Here is a 20,760-nt window from a genome sequence, read left to right on the forward strand (position 1 = left end):
CAAATAATTGGAAATACCCAAGGAACTGGGGTATTGCTTTTCCGGCTATTCCAGTTCGCCCTCGGTCTCCAGGTAGATCTGGCGCAATCGGTCCAGTGTTGCCTGCTCCGGATGCTCCCACAACTCCCGTTGCGCCGCCTCCAGCAGACGCTCGGCAATGCCGTGCAGCGCCCACGGGTTGGACTGTTCCATGAACTTGCGGTTCACGTCATCGAAAACGTAACTCTCCGCGAGCTTTTCGTACATCCAGTCGGCCACGACATTGGTGGTGGCGTCGTAGCCGAACAGGTAGTCGACGGTGGCCGCCATTTCGAATGCACCCTTGTAGCCGTGGCGGCGCATCGCCTCGAGCCAGCGCGGATTCACCACTCGGGCACGGAAGACGCGCGAGGTCTCCTCCGAGAGCGTGCGGGTGCGCACAGCGTCGGGGCGGGTGCTGTCGCCGATGTAGGCCTCGGGATTCTTGCCGGTCAGCGCGCGCACGGTGGCGACCATGCCGCCGTGGTACTGGAAGTAGTCGTCGGAGTCGGCGATATCGTGTTCGCGGGTGTCGGTGTTCTTGGCGGCCACCGTGATCCGCCGGTACGCGGTGCGCATATCGTCGGCTGCGGGTGCGCCGTCGAGGTCGCGGCCATAGGCGAAGCCGCCCCATGCGGTGTACACCTGCGCGAGGTCGTCGTCGGTGCGCCAACTCTTCGAGTCGATCAGCTGCAGCAGGCCTGCGCCGTAGGTGCCCGGTTTGGAGCCGAAGATGCGCGTGGTGGCGCGGCGCTTGTCGCCGTGTTCGGCGAGGTCGTTCTGAGCGTGGGTGCGAACGTAATTCGACTCGGCGGGTTCGTCGAGGTCGGCTACCAGACGGACCGCATCATCGAGCAGCGCGAGCACATGCGGGAACGCATCACGGAAGAAGCCGCTGATACGGACCGTGACGTCGATGCGTGGACGGCCCAGTTCCGCGAGCGGTATCACCTCCAAGGTGGTGACCCGGCGGCTCGCCTCGTCCCAGACCGGGCGGACGCCCAGCAGCGCAAGGACTTCCGCGATGTCGTCGCCGGAGGTGCGCATGGCGGAGGTGCCCCACACCGACAGCCCGACCGAGCGCGGGTACTCACCGTGATCGGCCTTGTATCGATCGAGCAGGGAATCCGCCATGGCCTGCCCGGTCTCCCAGGCCAGTCGGGACGGAACCGCCTTCGGGTCGACCGAGTAGAAGTTCCGACCGGTCGGCAGGACATTGATCAGGCCGCGCAATGGGGATCCACTGGGCCCCGCAGGGATGAAACCGCCGTTGAGCGCGTGCAGGATTCGGTCGATTTCGATGCCGGTCTGGCGCAGGCGGGGCACGACCTCGGTCGCAGCGAAGCGCAGCACGGTTCGCACCGCGGCAAACGTCGGGGCGGGTAAGTCCAGTGAGTCGACAATTCGGTCGACGGCGTCGACGGACCACTCGGCAGCTTGCAGTGCGGCGAGCAGCCGACGCGCTCGAGCCTCGACCTCGTCGACGCGTTCGCGCACCTCGGTACCGGATTCGTTCAGCCCCAAGGCTTCCCGCAGACCCGGCACATTCCGTTCGCCACCCCACAGCTGCCGCGCGCGCAGCATGGCGAGGACCAGGTCGAGTTCGGTCTCCCCCGCCGGCGCCTGCCCGAGGACGTGCAGACCGTCACGGATCTGCACATCCTTGATCTCGCACAGCCAGCCGTCGACGTGCAGCAGCATATCGTCGAAGACATCCTCGTCCGGGCGCTCGGCAAGGCCGAGGTCATGGTCCATTTTGGCCGCGCGCATGAGCGTCCATATCTGCTGGCGGATCGCGGGCAGTTTGGCCGGATCGAGGGTGGAGATATTGGCGTGTTCGTCGAGCAGCTGCTCCAAACGCGAGATATCGCCATAGCTTTCGGCGCGGGCCATGGGCGGGATGAGGTGGTCTACGAGGGTGGCGTGGGCACGGCGCTTGGCCTGAGTGCCCTCGCCCGGGTCGTTGACCAGGAACGGGTAGATCAGCGGCAGCTCACCGAGCGCGGCGTCGGTGCCGCAGGAGGCGGACATGCCGAGGGTCTTGCCGGGCAGCCATTCCAGATTGCCGTGCTTGCCGAGGTGCACCATGGCGTCGGCGGCGAAACCTTCCGGCGCGGCGATCCATCGATACGCGGCGAGATAGTGATGACTAGGCGGCAGGTCCGGGTCGTGGTAGATCGCGACCGGGTTCTCGCCGAAGCCGCGCGGCGGCTGCACCATCAATACGATATTGCCGAAACGCAATGCGGCGATGACGATTTCGCCCTTGGGATCGGCGGAGCGGTCGACGTAGAGTCCGCCGGGCGGTGGTCCCCACGCCTCGACCACGGCTTCGCGCAGATCCTCGGGCAGGGTGTCGAACCAACTGGTGTACTGGTCGGCGCTGATGCGGATCGGGTTGCCTTCGAGCTGTTCGGCGGTGAGCCAGTCCGGATCCTGACCGCCCGCAGCGATCAGCGCGTGGATCAGCGCGTCTCCGTCGCGTTCCGCGAGCCCTGGCACCTCGCTCTCGTCGCCGAGATCGTAACCGGCCGCGCGCATCTCGGTGAGGAGCCGGATCGCGCTGGCCGGCGTGTCCAGGCCGACGGCGTTGCCGATGCGCGCATGCTTGGTCGGGTAGGCCGACATCATGATGGCGATGCGTCGCCGTTCGGCCGGGATGTGGCGCAGCCGTGCGTGCCGGACCGCGATACCGGCGACCCGGGCCGCGCGTTCGGGATCCGGCACGTAGGCGGACAGTCCGTCGGCGTCGAATTCCTTGAAGGAGAACGGAACCGTGATGATGCGGCCGTCGAATTCCGGGACGGCCACCTGGGTGGCGACGTCCAGCGGGGAGAGCCCGTCGTCGTTGGCCGCCCATTGGGCTCGGCCGCTGGTGAGACACAGGCCCTGCAGGATGGGCACATCGAGCTCGGCGAGGGCGGCGACATCCCAGGCCTCGTCGTCGCCACCGGCCGATGCGTTGGCGGGCTTGGTGCCGCCCGCCGCGAGCACGGTTACCACCAGTGCGTCTGCGGTGCGCAAGGTGTCGAGGAGTTCCGGCTCGGCGGTGCGCAGGGATGCGCAGTACAGCGGCAGGGCCTTCGCACCCGCGTTTTCGATTGCCGTGCAGAGGGCATCGATGTAGGCGGTGTTTCCGGCGAGATGCTGTGCGCGGTAATAGATTACGGCCACTGTCGGCGAGTGCTCGGCGGTTGCGCCCGGATCAGTGCCCGGCGTGCGATCCAACTCACCCCAACTCGGCAGATGCACCGGCGGTTCGAAGCCGTGGCCGGTGAGCAGCACCGTATCCGACAGGAAGTTGTGCAGCTGACGGAGATTTTCCGCACCGCCGGCGGCAAGGTAGTTGTGCGCGTCGGCGGCCACGCCACCGGGCACCGTCGAGCATTCCATCAGCTCGGCGTCGGGTGCGATCTCACCGCCGAGCGCCACCATCGGCAGCCCACTCGCGCGCACGGCCGCGAGCCCGTCCTCCCAGGCGCGCTTGCCGCCGAGGATCCGCACGATCACCAGATCGACGCCGTCGAGCAGCGCGGGCAGGTCGTCGACCAACAGCCGAGCCGGATTCCCCCAGCGATATTCCGCACCGCTCGCACGCGCGCTCAACAGATCGGTGTCGGACGTCGACAGCAGCAAAATCACAGGTGGCAGCCTTCCTCGGGTGACGCGCCCATCGGTTACGGTGCTCGCCGGAGAGGGTCTGGCTTTCGACAGTGGCGCGACCGCACCGGAGTTCCACCGGTTTCCTCATCGCCCGCCGAGCACCCAGATGCTAGCCCGCCGCCTCGCACCGCTCGCCGACAGGTGAGTGCCCGTGCTCAGGTCAGGTCGGTGTTTCCGTCGATCACCTTCAGGTGGTAGTGGAATTTGTCGACACGCCAGCCCGCGGCGGTGCGTTCGGCGCCGATGCTGTAGCTGCCGACAAAGGTGCGCGTCTTGCCATGGGACGCATCGTTCTTCACGTGCACCGCGATTGCGTCGGCGTGAATTTCGGCGTGGTCACCCTGCAGGGCGACCAGGTAGTTGCCCGCCTGGTGATGGATGCCGTCGAGGTCGGCGAGGCCCGTGCGCCAATCGCCGACGATATCGGCCGCGGGCCGCACCGCCACCTCGCCGCCGAAGCCACCATCGAAGTCGACCTTCGGCGTGAATACCTCCGCGAGAAGGTCATCCCAGCGCTTCTGATCGGTGTAGACGAACATCCTGGTGACAACGTCGATGATTGCGAGTCGGTCGGCAACAGTGGAGATTTCACTCATTCCGCCAACCTTAATGGCGGGCCGGGATCGACGCCGACTGGTCGGTCGCTATTGTCCGGCTGCGTCCGGCCTGCGCGATGCCGTCATGGCTTTCCGGCGAGCGAGAGCAATTGCGCACACTCGGATTCGCGGCTGGGCGGTCACGCGTCGCTCCCGCCCTTGCCCGTCGGCCCATCGACGACATCGTGGTCATGCTCTCGCGGGTTGCGCAGCGATGCAGTCGTAGGCTGGTTGGGTCATGACGCGTACGAATCCCGATTCCTGCCCCGGTGTGCTGCGGCTGCATCAGGCGGCCGATGGGCCGTTGGCTCGGATTCGGCTGCCCGGTGGGCGGCTGGAGCCGGGCCAGTTGCAGGTGCTGGCCGAGGCGGCCGCCCAACTCGGCGATGGGAATATCGAGCTGACCTCGCGGGGCAACGTGCAGTTGCGGCAGGTGCGTGATGCGGCCGCGCTGAGCGAGCGGTTGGCGGGTGCCGGGCTGTTGCCGAGCGATACGCATGAGCGGGTGCGCAATATTGTCTCCTCGCCGCTGTCGGGTCGGATCGGTGGCTGCGCGGATGTACATGCGCTGGTTCCGGCGCTCGACACAGGTTTGCGCGCCGCACCGCGGTTGGCCGAACTGCCCGGCCGCGTGCTGTTCACCCTCGACGACGGTCGCGGCGATATCAGCGGCCTCGGTGGCGATATCGGCGTACACGCAACGGGCACAGCAGAATTCGCGCTCGTCCTGGCCGGTGGTGACTCCGGCATCCGAGTATCGGCGGCCGACGCGGTCCACGTGATGCTCGCCGCCGCGCACGCCTTCCTCGATCTCGGCTCGGGCCAATGGCGGCTGCACGAAGTCGATGACGGTGTGCGGCGAGTGATCGATGTCCTCGGCCTGTCCCCCGGCCCCGAACGCCTGGAATTCGGTGCCGCCCATGACATTCCGATCGGCTGGCTCGACCAGGACAACGGCCTGGTCAGCCTCGGGGCGGCCGTTCGCCTCGGCTCCCTGCCCGCCCGCATCGCCGAATTCATGGCCGCCATCGAACGCCCCATCTTCATCACCCCCTGGCGCAGCCTGGTAATCACCGATCTCGCGGAATGGCCCGCCGAACAGGTCGTCCGCGTACTAGCCCCCATGGGCCTGATCTTCGACGCCAACTCCCCCTGGCTCCAGGTCAGCGCCTGCGCAGGCCAACCCGGCTGCGCAAAGGCGCTCACCGACGTCCGCGCAGACGCCACGGCCGCCGTCGAATCCGGTCGCGTACTCCCCACCAACCGGTCCGCCGCAGAGAGCGATGCCGGCGGCCACACAGCAGAACCCGACCCGACCACCGAAATCCGCAACTCCGAGGACGTCACAGTCGCCGGCCGCCAACACTGGTCCGGCTGCGACCGCCGCTGCGGCCGACCCCGCGGCCAGGTCACCGATATCGTCGCCACCGAACTCGGTTACCGCATCGGCTGACATCCGCCGGGCAAACAACCACAACGAGGGAACCCGATGATCTGGTTCTCGGGTGCGGCGCGTGGCACGGTGAAGGCAGCGGTTGACTCGTGGGAGGAGTGTTCCGATGACGGTCGGGCGGCTCGGTGACGCGGAGATCGATGCGATGTCGGCGCAGGAGCGGCGGGAATTGATTCGGCGGTTGCAGTTACCGCCGGAGCGGGTGTTGCCGCGGCCGGAGGTGGTGCGGATTCATCGGCGGGTGCGGTTGACGCTGATGGTGGGCGGGTCGATCGCGTTGATTCCGTGGATCGTGTATCTCGCGGTGTCGCTGCCGCCCGATTATCAGGCCCGTAATTGGACGCTGGCCTGGGTCGGGTTCGACATACTGCTGGTCATCATGATGGCGACGACCGCCTATCTGGGCTGGCAGCGCAAACAACTGCTCGTGCTGCCCGCATTCGGCACCGGCCTGCTGCTGCTCGTGGACGCCTGGTTCGACATCACGACCGCAAACGCTCGCGACGTCTGGTTCTCCATCGCCGTCGCCTGCGTCGCCGAAATCCCCCTCGCCCTGCTACAGATCAGCGGCGCGCTCCTGCTGTTCAAATTCGTTGCCGAAGTCCATCCGTTGGCCGAACCGGGCGTCAGCGGTTGGCGCACCGAACTCCCGTTCTGACAGCGGTGCTCGCGCCTTACGAAGCAACCGCGGTCGGTGCACTCCGCGGATCCTCGTGAATCTCCAAGGTGCAGCACTTCACGCCACCACCGGCCTTCAACAACTCCGACAGATCGACGCCCACCGGGTTGTACCCCTGCGCACGCAGCTCCGAAGCCAGGTTGTCGGCGCGACTGCTGATGAAGACATTCAGCCCATCGGAGACACCGTTCAGCCCCAGAACCACCGCATCGGCATCGGTGGCGAGGATGGCGTTCGGATAGAGCCCGGCAAGTATCGCCTGACTCGCCGCACTGAAGGCGGGCGCGAAATACGCGACGTTCGTGTCATCGAGGGCCATCAGCGCCGTATCCAGGTGATAGAAACGCGGATCGACCAGTTCGAGCGAAACCACCGGCAGATCGAAATACCGCTCGACCTCACGGTGCGCGGCAATCGAACTCCGGAATCCGGTCGCAGCCAGCATGCGCTCACCGACCAGCAGGAAATCGCCCTCGCCCTCATTGATTTCCTGCGCCGCGATCAACTGCGTCAAGCCCAACTGCGCGAACCATCGGTGATACGCCGGACCTTCATCGGCCCGCTCGGCATGGGTGAACCGCGCCGACATCGCCCGATCACCCATGATCAGCCCACTGTTCGCGGCGAAAACCATATCGGGCAGACCGGGCTCCCCCGGCACCACATCGATGCGATGGCCGTAGTGCTCGAATGTCGCGCGCAGCGTCTCCCATTGCGATAGCGCCAGCGCCCGATCGACGGGTTCGCGCGGATTCATCCACGGATTGATCGAGTAGCAGACGTCGAAGTGATCCGGACGGCACATCACGAACTGACGTGGGGATGGCTGCCGCGCGGGCTCGATACGGAGGGTGGCTACAGAGGTCAACGTGTCTCCCGGAGGTAGGCGCGGTTCATTCCACTGCCACGAAGGTAATTCGCCTAGTATTGCGTCAGAAACAATGATTCATTGCGCATGATCGACCGAATTCGGCGAATCATTGCGCTGATCGGGAATGAGTGTGGCGTGGACGACATCGACCGGCAGATTCTGGCGCATCTGCTCAAATCGGCGCGCGCTTCGTTCCAGGAGATCGGCGCGAAGGTCGGACTGTCCGCACCTGCGGTCAAGCGCCGCGTCGACAAGATGGTCGCCAGCCGCCAGATCACCGGCTTCACCGCACTCGTCAACCCCGCCGCACTCGGCTGGACCACCGAGGCCTACGTCGAGGTCTACTACCGCGACAACATCACCCCCGCCGAACTCCGCCGCAGCCTCGAACCGATCCCCCAGGTAGTCGGAGTCTGGACCATCGCAGGAGAAGCCGACGCTCTGGTCCACGTCATGGCAACCGACATGGCCGAAATCGAGTCCACCGTAGAGCGCATCCGCGAAAACACCCGAGTAGGCCGCACCCGCAGCTCCATAGTCATGTCCCGAATCCTCGAACGCCCCAGAACGTGATCCGCCGAGAACGCATTCATGCGGGCGGCCGCTGAGTTTGCCGCCACCACCGCATTCTCGACCCGCGGCGGGCGTGGGGAGGCAGGGCTCATATGGTGGTGCGCATGTCCGATGTTCGTGCTGGTTACGTCACTGATGGAGCCGAGATTTATCGGCGGTCGTTCGCGATGATTCGGGCGGAGGCGGATCTGAGTGAGTTTCCGCCAGATGTGGCGCAGGTTGTGGTGCGGATGATCCATGGTTGCGGGCAGGTGGATCTGGCCGGGGACGTGGCGTTTTCACCCGGTGTGGTTGCGGCGGCGCGAGGCGCGCTGCGGGCGGGGGCACCTATTCTCTGCGATGCGCAGATGGTTGCGTCCGGCGTGACGCGCAAGCGGTTGCCCGCCGACAATGAGGTGATCTGCACCCTCGCCGATCCACGGGTGCCGGAACTGGCTGCGGCGATGGGCAATACGCGGTCGGCTGCGGCGCTGGAGTTGTGGCGCGATCGTCTCGACGGCGCGGTGGTCGCCATCGGCAACGCTCCGACCGCGCTGTTCCATCTGCTCGACATGATCGAAGCGGGTGCGCCGCGGCCCGCCGCCATCCTCGGCATTCCGGTCGGCTTCATCGGCGCTGCCGAATCCAAGGACGCGCTGATCGAATACAGCGGGGTCGAATATCTGACGGTGCGTGGGCGGCGCGGTGGCAGCGCCATTACCGCGTCGGCACTGAATGCGATTGCGAGCGAGCAGGAATGAGCAACGGCAAGTTGTGGGGCGTCGGACTCGGCCCCGGTGATCCGGAGCTGGTGACGGTGAAGGCGGCGCGGGTGATCGCCGAGGCCGATGTCATCGCCTTCCACAGCGCGCGCCACGGTCGCAGCATCTCGCGTGGCATCGCCGCGCCGTATATGCGCGCGGGCCAACTCGAGGAACACCTGATCTACCCGGTGACCACCGAGACGACCGACCACCCCGGCAGCTATCAGGGCGCCATCGACGAGTTCTACGAACAGGCCGCCGAACGCCTGGCAACCCATCTGGCGGCCGGCCGGTCCGTCGCGCTGCTCGCCGCGGGCGATCCGCTGTTCTACAGCTCGTATATGCATATGCACCGCCGGTTGGCCGACCGGTTCGAGGCCGAGATCATCCCCGGCATCACCTCCGTGAGCGCGGCCTCGGCTGCCCTCGGCACCCCGCTCGTCGAGGGTGAGCAGGTACTGACCGTCCTGCCCGGCACCATGCCCACCGACGAGCTCACCCGCCGCCTCCGCGATACCGACGCCGCCGCCATCATGAAACTCGGCCGCACGTATCCCGGTGTGCGCCAAGCCCTCTCGGACTCCGGCCGCCTCGCCGACGCCTACTACATCGAACGCGCGAGCAGCACCCGCCAACGCGTACTCGCCGCCGACGACGTCGACGATGCGGATGTACCGTACTTCGCCATCACCCTCGTTCCCGGCCCGCAGCCGACAACCTCACTGCCCCTTACGAATTCGGGGCAGGGGCAGTCACAGACGATCGGCGCACATGGCGCTACCGAGCTCTCCCGGACCACGGCTGTCTCACCCGAGGCTGCGGGCGGCGAATCCCGCACTGCGCAGACAGTTCCTTTCGACAGCTCTCGAGTCGAGGCGACCTCGAGCCATTTCAACGGCACCATCGGTGAAGTCGTGGTGGTCGGGCTCGGGCCGGGCGCACCCGACTGGACCACACCCGAAGTCGAACATGCACTCGCCGAGGCCACCGATCTGGTCGGCTACACGACCTACATCAATCGGGTGCCGTCGCGTCCCGGGCAGCGCAGGCATGCCAGCGATAACCGGGTGGAATCCGAACGTGCCACCATGGCATTGGATCTCGCGAAACACGGGGCCAAGGTAGTGGTCGTGTCCTCGGGCGATCCCGGGGTTTTCGCGATGGCGGCTGCGGTACTCGAGGAGTCCGCTGATCCGCAGTGGCAAGGCGTGCCGGTGCGCGTGCTGCCCGGGCTCACGGCGGCCAATGCGGTCGCCAGCCGGGTCGGCGCCCCGCTCGGCCACGACTACGCGATGATTTCGCTCTCGGATCGACTCAAACCGTGGGAGGTTGTCGCGCAACGACTTTCGGCGGTCGCCGCGGCCGATATGGCGATCGCGATCTACAACCCCGCGTCCAGTCAGCGCACCTGGCAGGTGTCGGCGATGCGTGACGTACTGCTCGAGCATCGCAAGCCAGATACCCCGGTGGTGCTCGGTCGCGATGTCGGCGGGCCCACCGAATCCGTCCGGGTGGTCACCCTCGCCGAGCTGGATCCGGCCGAGGTCGATATGCGCACGCTGCTGATCATCGGTGCCTCCACTACGGCGGTAATCGAGTCCGAGCAGGGCACCAAGGTCTACACTTCGCGCCGCTACCAGCGTTGATTTTGGAAAGGCAACCCGATGCGCAAGCTCAAACTGCAGATGCAGACCACCATCGACGGCTACATGTCCGGCCCGAACGGTGAGATGGACTGGATGACATTCCAGTGGTCCGATGACCTCGCCGCCCGCGTCACCGCCATTACCGCCGAATTCGGCACCATCGTGCTCGGCCGCAAACTCGCCGAAGGCTTCATTCCGCACTGGGCCTCGAAGCCGGAACACGAGCCCCAGGCGGCCATCGACAAGATGAACAACACGCCCAAGGTCGTGATCTCCAACAGCCTGGCCGAATCGCCCTGGGAGAACACCGTCGTCGCGGGCGGCGACCTCGCCGAGACCATCAACAACCTCAAGGCCCAGCCAGGGAGTGACATCATCGTCTACGGCGGCGGCACTCTCGTCGCGAATCTGATCGCCGCGGGCCTCATCGACGACCTGCACCTGTTCGTCAACCCGACCGCGATCGGCGCGGGCCTGCCGGTCTTCCGTGGCACCACCCGGCTCGACCTCGTCACCGCCACCGGATTCGAATGCGGGGTGACCGAGTTGCACTACCGGCCGAAGAGCGCCTGACCGCAGCCTCGTCGGGGATGCCGATCGGCATCCCCGACGGCTTTCAGGCGCGGTAATTCCCAACGATGAGCGCCGAGCATCCGGCCGCCCCCACAGCGGCGGCCGCGAACATTTGCGGATATCCCAGGCCGAAAGACTGGTGCAGGAATGCCAGCAGCGCCGGGATACCGAAGCCGAGGTAGCTCACCGAGTAGAACACCGCAGTCAGTCCCGCGAGATCGTCGGGACGAGCAATACGCTCGATCTCCTGTAGTCCGGCGACCAGCCCGATCCCGTATCCGGCACCCAGCACCACGGCCGTGATGACAGTGAGCGCCAAGGCCAATGCGCCGGAAGCCCATGCGGCCGAGGCCATTCCGCACACGACCAGAGCCAGGGCGACAACAGCAGCGCGAGCGGTACCCGGTCGATCGATCCTGCGCGCCAGCGACTGGATCGCGAAACCACAGCCCAGCGTGATCACCGTGATCGACGCCGAGAACGCGATCGGTGCACCGTGCACCTTCGGCGCCATCAGGGTGGGCAGCACCGCATAAGCCGTTGCGGCAGAGGTGAACAACCACAGCGCGATCGGCAGCGCAACACACCGGAACCTGCGATGCGCGGCCGCCGGAACCCTGAGATCATCGATAAACCGCCCCGAATTCCGCTGCGACGACAACGTTTCCGGCGCCCGAGCCACCCACATCGCCGCGATCAGACACAGCATCACATTGATGAGATACGCCAATGTATTCGGCAGCGGAGCCCACTGCGCGAGCGCACCCGCCACACCGGCGCCGACGGCGAACCCACCGGTCAGGCTCATCGCCGAGCGGCGCGCCCCGGTCCCCGCGGTCAGCTCCGGTCCGAACGGCGGCTGCGAAAGTTCCTTCAGCCAACTGCTTCCCACCGCCATCGCCAGCCCGAGCGCGACCCCGCACAGCACCCGTCCTGCCGATAACAACGGCACCGATGCCGACCCGAAGGCAAGCAGCAGCGAACCGGCTGCGCCGATCAACGGCGCCGGTCGCAGCAGCGCGCGACGGCCGTAGCGGTCCGAGAGCGGTCCGCCGATCAGCAATGCGGGCACGATGCCGAGCACATAGTCGAACAGCAACAGGTCCACCGTGGTGACCGGCAGCCCGTTGCCCTTGTACATCACCAGCAGCGGCGTGAATTCGTTTCCGCCCCAGGCGATCGCGAACATCACGGCCGCGACACCCCACCAGTGCCGCGAATGCTGCCGTGGTCGCGCCGACCGGGTGTCGACGGCGAGCAGCGTTGCCATTACAGGCCCCTCATTTCCAACTGGTGCACGCCGGACATGTGGTCCACGAGCGCGGTGGCGAATCCGGCCGAGTCGCCGATTTCGATCAGACGGACCAGTTGCGCGTGCTGCTCGATGATGCGGGCGGTATCGGTCGAACCCCGGTGCAGGGCAGCGCTGTTCATGCGACGCTGCCGCTCCCGCAGCGAGTCGTAGAACCCGGTGAGCAGCGGATTGCCCGCAGCGACCACATAGGTGCGGTGAAAGTCGGTGTCCGCCACCGCGAATCGCTCGAAGTCCGCGGCAGCGGCCAGTTCGCGCTGCCGGTTCAGCGAGGCATGAAGTTCGGCGATCAGCGCGGACCGCTCCTGAGCGACCACCGCGCGCACGGCTCCGGTCTCCACGACATAGCGGGCATGGACGACGTGTTCGCCCTCGGCGGGCGGAATCGGCACCACCAGCGCGCCGCGCTTGGGGTACAGCCGCATCCACCCCTCCACCTCGAGCCGCAGGAATGCCTCCCGCACCGGGGTCCGCGACATACCGAGGTCGGTAGCGATCTCGCCCTCGCTGATCAGCTCGCCACCTGGCAACGCGCCGGTCAGGATGCGTTCCTTGACCTCACGATAGGCGAGTTCGGCTGATGTATACGTCTTAGACACAAGTTGAATCTTAGCGACACGTCCTGGAGCCCGACAGTGGCCGCGGGCGAGAGTCGTATAACATTCCACTATGGAACGTTGAGAGCGAAAGGAGCAGTACATTGGCGAACACCTCGACACAACGCAAATCGCTGAATTCCACGGCGGCGTCGCTGCTCGGATTTCTGCACGACGGTCCGATGTCGGGCTGGGATCTGGTGACCGAGGCCCAGGACCGGATCGGTGATTTCTGGACCATTACCCAAAGCCAGGTCTACCGGGAACTGGCCGCCATGGACGCGGCCGGACTCGTCGAAAAAGGTGAGATCGGGGCGCGCGAGCGCACGCCGTATCAGATCACCGAAGCCGGTCACGAAGCATTCCTCGAATGGATCGCCCGTGACCCCGGCGCGGAGACCATTCGCGTGCCGCTACTACTGACCCTGTCCTTCGGCAGGCACGTCGATTCCGATCGTCTCGATCGAATCATCGCCGCCAACAAGGAAATTCACCAGCAACGCCTGGACCGCTACCTCGCCGACGACCACACCGACATGTCCCCATATCAACGCGCTACCCTCGAATTCGGCATCGGCTACGAGCGTACGGTACTCGCCTGGTTCGACCGCCTGCCGGAAGTGCTCAGCCGCTGAATCAGCGGGATGCGATCTCCCGCAACCATTTCCACGCCGCATCGACCGATTCCACGACCACCGCTCCGGGCGGCAGCTCGGGGCGGTCTACGACGACCACGGGAAGGCCCGCCGAGCGAGCGGCGTCGAGTTTGGCGGCGGTCTGATCGCCGCCACTGTCCTTGGTGACCAGCACGTCGATCCGGTGTTGCGTCAGCAGACGCTGCTCATCCGCGGGCGAGAAGGGCCCACGCGCGAGGAGCAATTCGTGGTGCGGCGGCAGCGCGCCGGTGGGCGGGTCGATGGCACGGATCAGAAACCACTGTTCCGTCAGGCCCGCGAAGGCGGCGACACCTTGTCGGCCGATCGTCAGGAAGACGCGCTCCCCCAGCTCGCAAACCTCGTGCGCGGCCGCGTCGAGATCGGGCACCCGGATCCACCGATCACCGGGCTGTTCGGACCAACCCGGCCGCCGCACATGCAGTAGTGGTAAACCGAGATCCGTTGCGGCACCGGCCGCATTCGCGCTGATCATGCCCGCAAACGGATGTGTGGCATCGATGACGACCGCGATCTCGTTGTCCGCCAACCACTTCCGCAGACCATTCACACCACCGAAGCCGCCGATCCGCACCGGCCCCTCCGGCAGCAGCGGGTCGCGAACACGACCGGCGAGCGAGGAGACGATATCGAATCCTCGCTCGCCGGAAGCGATGTGGGCAATTTCCCTGGCTTCCCGGGTACCGCCCAGAATCAGAATTTTCAGGGCTGCCCGCTGAAGTAGGCGATGCCCGCATTGATCAGGTTCGGACCACCCGCGATGAGCAGACCGATCAACGCACCCACCGGCAGACCGATGCCGAAGAAGAAGAATCCGATGATGCCGCCGATCACCGCACCGAGCGAGGCGCGCTGCAGCTCGCTGAAGAACCACTCCTGCGAGGAGATCGCCTCGGCGCTGACCGCGGCGGTCGGCTTGACCTCGGGAGTCAGCGTCAGCTTCTGGCCCGCGGGGTCGATGGTGGCCGCGATCGGGATCAGCTGGTCGCCGACCTGCGCCTTCAGCGGAATCGAGGTGACGACCGCGCCCTCGGTGTTCTTCACCGTGACGTACTTCTGGTCGGCATCGAGACTGAACGCGCCGCCGGTAACCGCCGCGACAATCGACTTGTCGACCAGCTGCACCGCGTAGTTCACACCGTGGTCCTCGCCCTGTGCGGCGGGCGCGGCCTGGTTCTGGACGGCCGGAGCGGGCACCGCTGGAGCGGCGCCGGACGTACCCGCCGCAATACCGGTGGCCGCAACGGCCATCATTGCGGTGGCGGCAAACTTTTTGTACTTCATAAATCTCCCGATACAGCTGATACGCAGACCCTTTGCGCTGCGGTCGTGGGCCCCGACCATACCTTTTACTCACGGATGTTTCACTACAGGCGGCGCAGTCCGAGCCGGATTCCGGTCCTGGTCCAGCTTTCGTCGGCCTCGGGTCCCGCCCTGTCCGCGACCACATGCACCGCAACCGTCAGGAAGTTGGCGACTCGCTTCGAGCTCCGATGACCCCATACAACAGCAGATCCTCGAGTGAGGCGGCGAAGCTGTCGACATCATCGATGTCACGGATGCACATGGCGAACAATGCCGCGCCCGCAATGGCATCGAGCAGAGTGTTCGCGTCGAGGCCCGGGCGCGCCGACTCACTCTCGACGGACAGGTAGTCGCCGAGTTCGACGCGGGTGGGGGTGTCCAGGCGGGCGGCAAGTTTCTCGTAGAGTCCGGAATCCTCGCGCATCTCGGCCATAAGCCCTGGCATGGCGACGCGGGTTTCGGCTGAGCCGAACAGTTGGACGGTCCCGCGGATGACCTTGCGGATCTCGCTGATCAGGTCCGGCGCCACCTGGTCGGAGCCGACGTCGGGAAAGACCGCCTTGGCGATGAGGTGGGCCTTGGACGGCCAGCGCCGGTAGATGGCCGGGCGGCTGACCCCGGCCCGGGCCGCGACGGCATCGATGGACGTTGCGGCATAACCCTTTTCGACCAGCAGGGCGCGTGCGGCGTCGAGCACCGCGCGGTCGACCGCGGGATCGCGGCGTGGGCCCAGCCGGTGGCGTTCGGTCATGAAATTCGTCCTTGTCCGCGCGAGGTGGAGTCGTTACAGTCTGTCACATCAATAGTCGTTACATTATGTAACCGCTGGGGACTCGAGGAGTAGACCGTGTCAGCTGCCCCGCACATCACCGCACCCGCCGAAACATATCGACCGGTACCGCTGCTCCAGGACAAAGTCCTCGTAATAGCGGGCGTCGGCCCAGGGCTCGGACACTCGCTGAGCATCGAAGCCGCCCGCATGGGCGCGAACCTGGTCCTGGTGAGCCGCACGGAACACAAGCTCGACAAGATCGCCGAACAAGTGCGAGAACAGGGCGGCACGGCCCTGGTCGCACCGGCCGACATCACCGTCGAAGAGCAGCGACAGTCCCTGGCGGATCGCGCACTAGCCGAGTACGGCCGCATCGACTGCCTGATCAACAATGCCTTCGCGATTCCTCCGATGAACCCGATCACCCAGATCGAGATCGACCACCTGCGCACCGTGAACGAGACCAATGTGTTCGCGCCACTGCGCCTTTCGGCCTTGTTCGCCGACGCGCTGGCGGCCTCGCGCGGCTCGATCATCATGCTCAACTCGTGCGTGTCCTACAGCTCGCAACCGGAGTACTCCGGATACAAGCTGTCCAAAGGCGCACTGCAGCATCTGGCATCGTCGCTGGCCACCGAGCTCGGCCCGCGCGGCATCCGCGTGAACAGTGTCGCGCCGTCCTACGTCTACGAGGACATCAACAAGGCCTACTTCGACTGGCTGGCCGGCCAAGCCGGAGTCACACACGCCGACATATACCGCGAGAAGGCCGCACCGACCGATCTACAGCGACTGGCCGGACCCGAAGAAGTCGCCCGCGCCGCGCTGTTCCTGGCCAGCGATCTGGCCACTGCCGTCACCGGGCAGATGCTGACCGTCGACTGCGGCGAGTTCCACCGATGAGCACAGGAGCAACCATCAAGAAGCGAATCGTCCTGTGGGGTACCGGCGTCGTCGGCTCGATGGTGCTGGCGGAAATCCTGCGCCACCCACGTTTCGAACTGGTCGGCGTCGGTGTCAACAACCCCGACAAGGTCGGCAAGGATGCCGGGGATCTCTGCGGAGCGCAGCAAACCGGCGTCCTGGCCACGGATTCGGTCGACGACCTGATCGCATTGCGCCCCGACGCGGTCGTGCACTACGGCCCCACCGCCCAGTTCGCCGACGAGAACATCAAGGTCATCGGCGCATTCCTGCGCGCAGGCGTCGACGTGTGCTCGACGGCCATGACACCGTGGGTGTGGCCCGCCATGGACAAGACCCCTGACCTATGGCGTGATCCCATCACCGACGCGTGCGCCGAGGGCGGGGCATCCTGCTTCACCACCGGCATCGACCCCGGCTTCGCCAATGACCTGTTCCCCATGACCCTCATGGGTCTGTGCGGTGCGGTGGAGTCGGTACGGGCCTCGGAACTGCTCGACTACACCGACTACGAAGGCGACTACGAATTCGAGATGGGCATCGGCCATCCGCCGGAATTCCAAGCGCTGCTGGAATATCCGGACCTGCTGATCATGGCTTGGGGCCCGACGGTGCCCATGATCGCCAGCGCCGCGGGCATAGAACTCGACGCCATCACCACCACCTGGGACAAATGGGTGACCCCCGAGGATCGGCCGTCGGCCAAGGGCATCGTGAAAGCGGGCACGGTCGCCGCCATCCGATTCACCATCAACGGCGTCTACCAGGGCCGCGAGGTCATCACCCTCGAACACGTCAACCGCATCGGCCGAGACGCCGCACCGCACTGGCCCGTCGGCACCCGCGACGACGTCTACCGTGTCGATATCGTCGGCTCGCCCTCCATATCCCAAGAGACCCAATTCCGGTTCACCGACGGTTCCGGCCGCACACCGGCGGTGGCGGGCTGTCTTGCGACGGGCATGCGCGCGCTGAACGCCGTACCCGCGGTCAACGAGCTGCCGCCCGGCTGGGTAACCGCACTCGACCTGCCACTGATTCCGGGGGCGGGCACGATCCGCTGAGGGCAGCGCTCTCGCCGCCGAAACCCCAACCCGCCACGGTGGCAGGAGAATTCATCCGCCCCTCCCCGATGGGACACGAATCCGGCGATAACGTCCAGATCGTGGGCACCGAGCCCACCGCCGGATCGAGTCCGTTTCACCCCGCATCGAGGTCTTCAGACCGAGTCACCTTTCACAACCGTCCACTGGGTGACCGGCAATTGCGGCCGCCAAGTCGTAAAGTTGCCGAGGGCTTCGGCCCGGTAGATTTGAAACTTCCGCAGTTCACCGCCGTGCGCGGCGGCCCAATTCAGTAGCAGTGCTTCGGATTCCGCCGTCACCGCATTCGCCACCAAGCGGCCGCCCTGGCGTAGATGCGACCAGCATGTCTCGAGTACGCCATCCTGAGTGAGCCCGCCACCGATAAATATTGCGTCCGGAGGCACTAATTCGGTAGATTTTCCGATGTCGGTGAGTATCTCTCCACGCACACCGACGTGTGGAACACCAAGGGCGGCGGCGTTGTCGGCGATCTGCCGCCGCCGGTGTTCGACTCGCTCGAAGCTGACCGCCCGACAGCTCGAATGCGTGCGACACCATTCGATCGCGATACTGCCCGAACCCCCGCCGACATCCCACAGCAATTCCCCGGGCGCGGGCGCCAGCGCGGCCAGTGTCATTGCCCTGACTTCGGATTTGGTGAGTTGACCGTCACCGCCGAAGAGCTCATCCACCAGTCCGGGCACCCGCGTCGCCCGCAGGTGCTTCGGGTCGGCGACGCAGTCGATCGCGACGATATTGAGCGGGTCCCCCGCCGCGAGTTCCCACCCCGCCGCACAATCGCGCACGACCCGTTCGCGCGGGCCGCCCAACTGCTCGAGCACGGTCAGTGTCGACTCACCGAAACCATTGTCCCGCAACAGCTCCGCGAGCTGCCCCGGCGTGTGCTCGTCCGCGCTCAGCACCAGCACCCGCCGCCGGTCCGCCAACTCGGGCAACACCGTCTGCACCGGCCGCCCCACCGCGCTCACCACCGGAGTTTCCGCCAACGCCCAACCCAACCGTGCGCATGCCAGCGATGCCGATGATGCCTGCGGAATTACCCGCAGGCGATCCGCACCGAACAGCCGTGCCAACGTCACCCCGATGCCGTAGAACATCGGATCCCCACTGGCCAGCACGCATATCTGCCGACCGGTGTGGTCGGCGAACAAACCGGGCAGTGCAGGGACCAACGGCGAAGGCCACTCCCGCTGCGCCACCGCAATGTCCTGCGGAATCAGCTCGAGTTGCCGCGCCGATCCGAATACCACTTCGGCATCCGAGACTGCTTCGCGCGCAGCCTCGCCGAGCCCGCTCCACCCGTCGGCACCGATACCGACGACAGCGATCGGCGGCCCACTCCACCCCGCACCGCCGTTCACCATGGCATCCGACGCCAGATGGGTTGGGGCAGTAGGCGAATCGTGAAGATGACCGGACGCAGAATGCCGGGGACCCACACCCGACCGGCACGACGACGCAGGCCGCGCACGACCGCATCCGCTACCTGGTCGGGGGTGCTGGACATCGGTGCCGGGTCCATGCCCTCGGTCATCCGGCCGATGACGAACCCGCAACGCAGCAGCAGCAGATGAACACCGCTGCCGTGCAACGCATCCGTGAGACCGCTGGCGAATCCGTCGAGACCCGCCTTCGCCGAGCCGTAGACGTAGTTGGCTCGCCGCACCCGCGCGCCCGCGAACGAGCTGAAGACGACGAGATGCCCACTGCCCTGCGCACGCAGCATATTCGCGAGGATGGTGAGCACGCTGATCTGCGCGACGTAATCGGTGTGCACGACCGCGATCGCATGTGCCGGATCACGTTCGGCCCGCGCCTGATCCCCGAGCACTCCGAATGCCACCACCGCGACCCCTATCCCCCCGTACTCGGCCGCGATCTTCTCCAGCAGCGCGGGATGACTCGCCGTATCATCCGCATCGAATTCGACGGTATGCACTGCCGTCGCCCCGGCTGCCGCAACCGCCGCACTCTCCTGCGTCAACTCTGCACTGCGCCGCGCCGCGAGTATCACCACACGCCCCGGCGCCAGCCGCCGCGCCACCTCGAGCCCGATCTCACTGCGGCCCCCGAGCACCAGCACCGGCCCCTCGGCAATTCCACGCGATCCCATGCCGCCAGTCTTTCACCCCACCCCGCTATGCCGATCCGCCAGGTCAGACGATCTCGAGCTGATAGGAGGCCTCGACCCAGAAGCCTCCCGGCTCGTACTCACCGCCGAAGGTGAGGATGTAGTCGCCGCGGAGCAGGTCGTCCAGCCTGCACCAGAGCCCCCAGGCCGTCGCCTTGAAACGGCCGGCCACCTGGAACGGGCCGCCGGCTGCCGCGTTGATGGGAAATGCCGCGCGGTTGGTCACTTCCAGCAGCGGTAACGCGATGCCGTTCAGCTCGGCGTGGCCGCTCGCCGTCGGTACCACCGGAGGTCGGCTGCCGAATTGGAAAAACGACCTTTCGACCTTCTGGAAGATATTGAAGGTGGGAAAGAAAATCGGGCGACCGTAGGGCACGGTGCAGCTTCGGCTGACCTTGCCGCCGAACGTTCCGGCGAGGAACCACACATCGTCGGGCTGGGCTTCGGCTGCGCAGGCTCCGGTCTCGTCGCAAACCGGATTCTTGGCGATCGGAATCGACAGGGCCCACTGCCACCATCGGGCGGCCAACTGGACATCCGTGCTCTGCATCCCTGACCCCCTCGATTGTCGATCTCGGCGCTCAGAATATCCGAGCATGCACAGAACACCGAACTGACCAGTCCGTACCGGAAGTGTGGACTGGGTATGTGTCGGTGCCGGGCGGCCCGCATACCGCTACGGTCAGGGGATGCCGACCAGCACAGCACAGCTGTCCACCGCCGCACTCGAATTCGTCGCCGAACGACACCTCGCGACCCTGACCACCCTGCGCGCCGACGGCACGCCGCATGTGGTCGCGGTGGGTTTCACCTGGGATCCGGAAGCCGGGATCGCGCGAGTGATCACCAACGACGGCTCGGTGAAGGTGCGCAATGTGCGGCGATCCGGCTACGCGGCAGTGAGCCAGGTGGACGGAATCCGCTGGATCACTCTGGAAGGCCCGGCCACGGTGCTCGACGATCCGGACAATGTCGCGGAAGCGGTCGACCGATACGCGGGCCGCTACCGAGTCCCCCGCGAGAACCCGACCCGCGTGGTCATCGCCATCCGAGTCCAGCGCGTACTCTCCAGCAGCACCCTCGCACACACCCCAGCCTGAACCGCACGCCGACCTCGGAAGTCAT

The 20,760-nt window shown here is 66.1% G+C and carries 21 protein-coding genes; 10 read left to right on the forward strand and 11 right to left on the reverse strand.

The window, feature by feature from the left end:
- Positions 1 to 45: 45 nt before the first annotated feature.
- Entirely contained in the window at positions 46 to 3,660 is a 3,615-nt protein-coding gene (cobN, locus tag ACIBW7_RS16580; protein WP_397047105.1) for a cobaltochelatase subunit CobN, read from the reverse strand.
- Positions 3,661 to 3,836: 176 nt separating this feature from the next.
- On the reverse strand, positions 3,837 to 4,277 hold the full coding sequence (locus ACIBW7_RS16585; RefSeq protein WP_397047106.1) for a nuclear transport factor 2 family protein: 441 nt from the start codon (positions 4,275 to 4,277) through the stop codon (positions 3,837 to 3,839).
- A gap of 238 nt (positions 4,278 to 4,515) precedes the next feature.
- Here ACIBW7_RS16585 and cobG point away from each other — a divergent pair, with 238 nt between their 5' ends.
- Both cobG and ACIBW7_RS16595 read left to right on the forward strand, forming a co-directional pair.
- The gene (cobG, locus tag ACIBW7_RS16590; protein ID WP_397047107.1) at positions 4,516 to 5,730 is read left to right on the forward strand and encodes a precorrin-3B synthase; all 1,215 of its coding nucleotides are present in this window, start codon (positions 4,516 to 4,518) and stop codon (positions 5,728 to 5,730) included.
- Positions 5,731 to 5,836: 106 nt separating this feature from the next.
- Entirely contained in the window at positions 5,837 to 6,388 is a 552-nt protein-coding gene (locus tag ACIBW7_RS16595) for a hypothetical protein (RefSeq protein WP_397047108.1), read from the forward strand.
- A gap of 16 nt (positions 6,389 to 6,404) precedes the next feature.
- Here ACIBW7_RS16595 and ddaH read toward each other — a convergent pair whose 3' ends face one another.
- The gene (gene ddaH / locus ACIBW7_RS16600; protein WP_397047109.1) at positions 6,405 to 7,277 is read right to left on the reverse strand and encodes a dimethylargininase; all 873 of its coding nucleotides are present in this window, start codon (positions 7,275 to 7,277) and stop codon (positions 6,405 to 6,407) included.
- Positions 7,278 to 7,415: 138 nt separating this feature from the next.
- Between ddaH and ACIBW7_RS16605 the strand changes: the two genes are divergently transcribed.
- From ACIBW7_RS16605 to ACIBW7_RS16620, 4 genes are all read left to right on the forward strand, one after another.
- Entirely contained in the window at positions 7,416 to 7,853 is a 438-nt protein-coding gene (locus tag ACIBW7_RS16605; RefSeq protein WP_040691444.1) for an Lrp/AsnC family transcriptional regulator, read from the forward strand.
- Between the two features lie 104 nt (positions 7,854 to 7,957).
- The gene (locus tag ACIBW7_RS16610; protein WP_397047110.1) at positions 7,958 to 8,593 is read left to right on the forward strand and encodes a precorrin-8X methylmutase; all 636 of its coding nucleotides are present in this window, start codon (positions 7,958 to 7,960) and stop codon (positions 8,591 to 8,593) included.
- Positions 8,590 to 10,242 (forward strand): precorrin-3B C(17)-methyltransferase, encoded by a 1,653-nt coding sequence (cobJ, locus tag ACIBW7_RS16615; RefSeq protein ID WP_397047111.1) that lies wholly within the window; start codon positions 8,590 to 8,592, stop codon positions 10,240 to 10,242. Before ACIBW7_RS16610 ends, cobJ begins: the two co-directional genes overlap by 4 nt.
- A gap of 18 nt (positions 10,243 to 10,260) precedes the next feature.
- On the forward strand, positions 10,261 to 10,815 hold the full coding sequence (locus ACIBW7_RS16620) for a dihydrofolate reductase family protein (RefSeq protein WP_397047112.1): 555 nt from the start codon (positions 10,261 to 10,263) through the stop codon (positions 10,813 to 10,815).
- A gap of 43 nt (positions 10,816 to 10,858) precedes the next feature.
- Here the strand turns inward: ACIBW7_RS16620 and ACIBW7_RS16625 are convergent, their stop codons facing one another.
- Positions 10,859 to 12,085, reverse strand: coding sequence for an MFS transporter (locus tag ACIBW7_RS16625; RefSeq protein ID WP_397047113.1), 1,227 nt, complete (start codon positions 12,083 to 12,085; stop codon positions 10,859 to 10,861).
- Positions 12,085 to 12,726 (reverse strand): GntR family transcriptional regulator, encoded by a 642-nt coding sequence (locus tag ACIBW7_RS16630; RefSeq protein ID WP_397047114.1) that lies wholly within the window; start codon positions 12,724 to 12,726, stop codon positions 12,085 to 12,087. Before ACIBW7_RS16630 ends, ACIBW7_RS16625 begins: the two co-directional genes overlap by 1 nt.
- Positions 12,727 to 12,827: 101 nt before the next feature.
- Here ACIBW7_RS16630 and ACIBW7_RS16635 point away from each other — a divergent pair, with 101 nt between their 5' ends.
- Positions 12,828 to 13,358: a PadR family transcriptional regulator gene (locus ACIBW7_RS16635; RefSeq protein ID WP_397047115.1), complete on the forward strand. Its 531-nt coding sequence runs from the start codon at positions 12,828 to 12,830 to the stop codon at positions 13,356 to 13,358.
- A gap of 1 nt (position 13,359) precedes the next feature.
- On the opposite strand, the gene ACIBW7_RS16640 is transcribed toward ACIBW7_RS16635, so the two are convergent.
- The 3 genes from ACIBW7_RS16640 to ACIBW7_RS16650 all read right to left on the reverse strand — a co-directional run bounded on the left by ACIBW7_RS16640 (position 13,360) and on the right by ACIBW7_RS16650 (position 15,453).
- Entirely contained in the window at positions 13,360 to 14,103 is a 744-nt protein-coding gene (locus ACIBW7_RS16640; RefSeq protein WP_397048124.1) for a cobalt-precorrin-6A reductase, read from the reverse strand.
- On the reverse strand, positions 14,100 to 14,681 hold the full coding sequence (locus tag ACIBW7_RS16645) for a hypothetical protein (RefSeq protein WP_397047116.1): 582 nt from the start codon (positions 14,679 to 14,681) through the stop codon (positions 14,100 to 14,102). Before ACIBW7_RS16645 ends, ACIBW7_RS16640 begins: the two co-directional genes overlap by 4 nt.
- Positions 14,682 to 14,859: 178 nt before the next feature.
- Positions 14,860 to 15,453 carry a helix-turn-helix domain-containing protein gene (locus ACIBW7_RS16650; RefSeq protein WP_397047117.1) on the reverse strand — a complete coding sequence of 198 codons (594 nt, stop codon included), beginning with the start codon at positions 15,451 to 15,453 and terminating at the stop codon, positions 14,860 to 14,862.
- Between the two features lie 96 nt (positions 15,454 to 15,549).
- Here ACIBW7_RS16650 and ACIBW7_RS16655 point away from each other — a divergent pair, with 96 nt between their 5' ends.
- The gene (locus ACIBW7_RS16655) at positions 15,550 to 16,377 is read left to right on the forward strand and encodes an SDR family oxidoreductase (RefSeq protein WP_397047118.1); all 828 of its coding nucleotides are present in this window, start codon (positions 15,550 to 15,552) and stop codon (positions 16,375 to 16,377) included.
- The gene (locus ACIBW7_RS16660; protein ID WP_397047119.1) at positions 16,374 to 17,462 is read left to right on the forward strand and encodes a dihydrodipicolinate reductase; all 1,089 of its coding nucleotides are present in this window, start codon (positions 16,374 to 16,376) and stop codon (positions 17,460 to 17,462) included. Before ACIBW7_RS16655 ends, ACIBW7_RS16660 begins: the two co-directional genes overlap by 4 nt.
- A gap of 155 nt (positions 17,463 to 17,617) precedes the next feature.
- Here ACIBW7_RS16660 and cbiE read toward each other — a convergent pair whose 3' ends face one another.
- From cbiE to ACIBW7_RS16675, 3 genes are read right to left on the reverse strand one after another with little or no spacing between them, the layout of a single operon-like run.
- Positions 17,618 to 18,868 carry a precorrin-6y C5,15-methyltransferase (decarboxylating) subunit CbiE gene (gene cbiE / locus ACIBW7_RS16665; protein WP_397047120.1) on the reverse strand — a complete coding sequence of 417 codons (1,251 nt, stop codon included), beginning with the start codon at positions 18,866 to 18,868 and terminating at the stop codon, positions 17,618 to 17,620.
- The gene (locus ACIBW7_RS16670; RefSeq protein ID WP_397047121.1) at positions 18,862 to 19,617 is read right to left on the reverse strand and encodes an SDR family NAD(P)-dependent oxidoreductase; all 756 of its coding nucleotides are present in this window, start codon (positions 19,615 to 19,617) and stop codon (positions 18,862 to 18,864) included. The genes cbiE and ACIBW7_RS16670 overlap by 7 nt, the downstream gene beginning before the upstream one ends.
- A gap of 43 nt (positions 19,618 to 19,660) precedes the next feature.
- Entirely contained in the window at positions 19,661 to 20,185 is a 525-nt protein-coding gene (locus tag ACIBW7_RS16675) for a hypothetical protein (RefSeq protein ID WP_397047122.1), read from the reverse strand.
- Positions 20,186 to 20,324: 139 nt separating this feature from the next.
- Between ACIBW7_RS16675 and ACIBW7_RS16680 the strand changes: the two genes are divergently transcribed.
- The gene (locus ACIBW7_RS16680; protein WP_364480916.1) at positions 20,325 to 20,735 is read left to right on the forward strand and encodes a PPOX class F420-dependent oxidoreductase; all 411 of its coding nucleotides are present in this window, start codon (positions 20,325 to 20,327) and stop codon (positions 20,733 to 20,735) included.
- Positions 20,736 to 20,760 lie beyond the last annotated feature (25 nt).

The sequence above is a fragment of the Nocardia sp. NPDC049526 genome, assembly GCF_044465765.1.
Taxonomy (GTDB): Bacteria; Actinomycetota; Actinomycetes; order Mycobacteriales; family Mycobacteriaceae; genus Nocardia.

What these genes read in the sequence shown, in the direction of transcription:
- ACIBW7_RS16585 (WP_397047106.1), bottom strand. Translation starts at nt 4,277, where the DNA reads ATGAGTGAAATCTCCACTGTTGCCGACCGACTCGCAATCATCGACGTT.
- cobG (WP_397047107.1), top strand. Translation starts at nt 4,516, where the DNA reads ATGACGCGTACGAATCCCGATTCCTGCCCCGGTGTGCTGCGGCTGCAT.
- ACIBW7_RS16595 (WP_397047108.1), top strand. Translation starts at nt 5,837, where the DNA reads ATGACGGTCGGGCGGCTCGGTGACGCGGAGATCGATGCGATGTCGGCG.
- ACIBW7_RS16610 (WP_397047110.1), top strand. Translation starts at nt 7,958, where the DNA reads ATGTCCGATGTTCGTGCTGGTTACGTCACTGATGGAGCCGAGATTTAT.
- cobJ (WP_397047111.1), top strand. Translation starts at nt 8,590, where the DNA reads ATGAGCAACGGCAAGTTGTGGGGCGTCGGACTCGGCCCCGGTGATCCG.
- ACIBW7_RS16620 (WP_397047112.1), top strand. Translation starts at nt 10,261, where the DNA reads ATGCGCAAGCTCAAACTGCAGATGCAGACCACCATCGACGGCTACATG.
- ACIBW7_RS16625 (WP_397047113.1), bottom strand. Translation starts at nt 12,085, where the DNA reads ATGGCAACGCTGCTCGCCGTCGACACCCGGTCGGCGCGACCACGGCAG.
- ACIBW7_RS16645 (WP_397047116.1), bottom strand. Translation starts at nt 14,681, where the DNA reads ATGAAGTACAAAAAGTTTGCCGCCACCGCAATGATGGCCGTTGCGGCC.
- ACIBW7_RS16650 (WP_397047117.1), bottom strand. Translation starts at nt 15,453, where the DNA reads ATGACCGAACGCCACCGGCTGGGCCCACGCCGCGATCCCGCGGTCGAC.
- ACIBW7_RS16660 (WP_397047119.1), top strand. Translation starts at nt 16,374, where the DNA reads ATGAGCACAGGAGCAACCATCAAGAAGCGAATCGTCCTGTGGGGTACC.
- cbiE (WP_397047120.1), bottom strand. Translation starts at nt 18,868, where the DNA reads ATGGTGAACGGCGGTGCGGGGTGGAGTGGGCCGCCGATCGCTGTCGTC.
- ACIBW7_RS16670 (WP_397047121.1), bottom strand. Translation starts at nt 19,617, where the DNA reads ATGGGATCGCGTGGAATTGCCGAGGGGCCGGTGCTGGTGCTCGGGGGC.
- ACIBW7_RS16675 (WP_397047122.1), bottom strand. Translation starts at nt 20,185, where the DNA reads ATGCAGAGCACGGATGTCCAGTTGGCCGCCCGATGGTGGCAGTGGGCC.
- ACIBW7_RS16680 (WP_364480916.1), top strand. Translation starts at nt 20,325, where the DNA reads ATGCCGACCAGCACAGCACAGCTGTCCACCGCCGCACTCGAATTCGTC.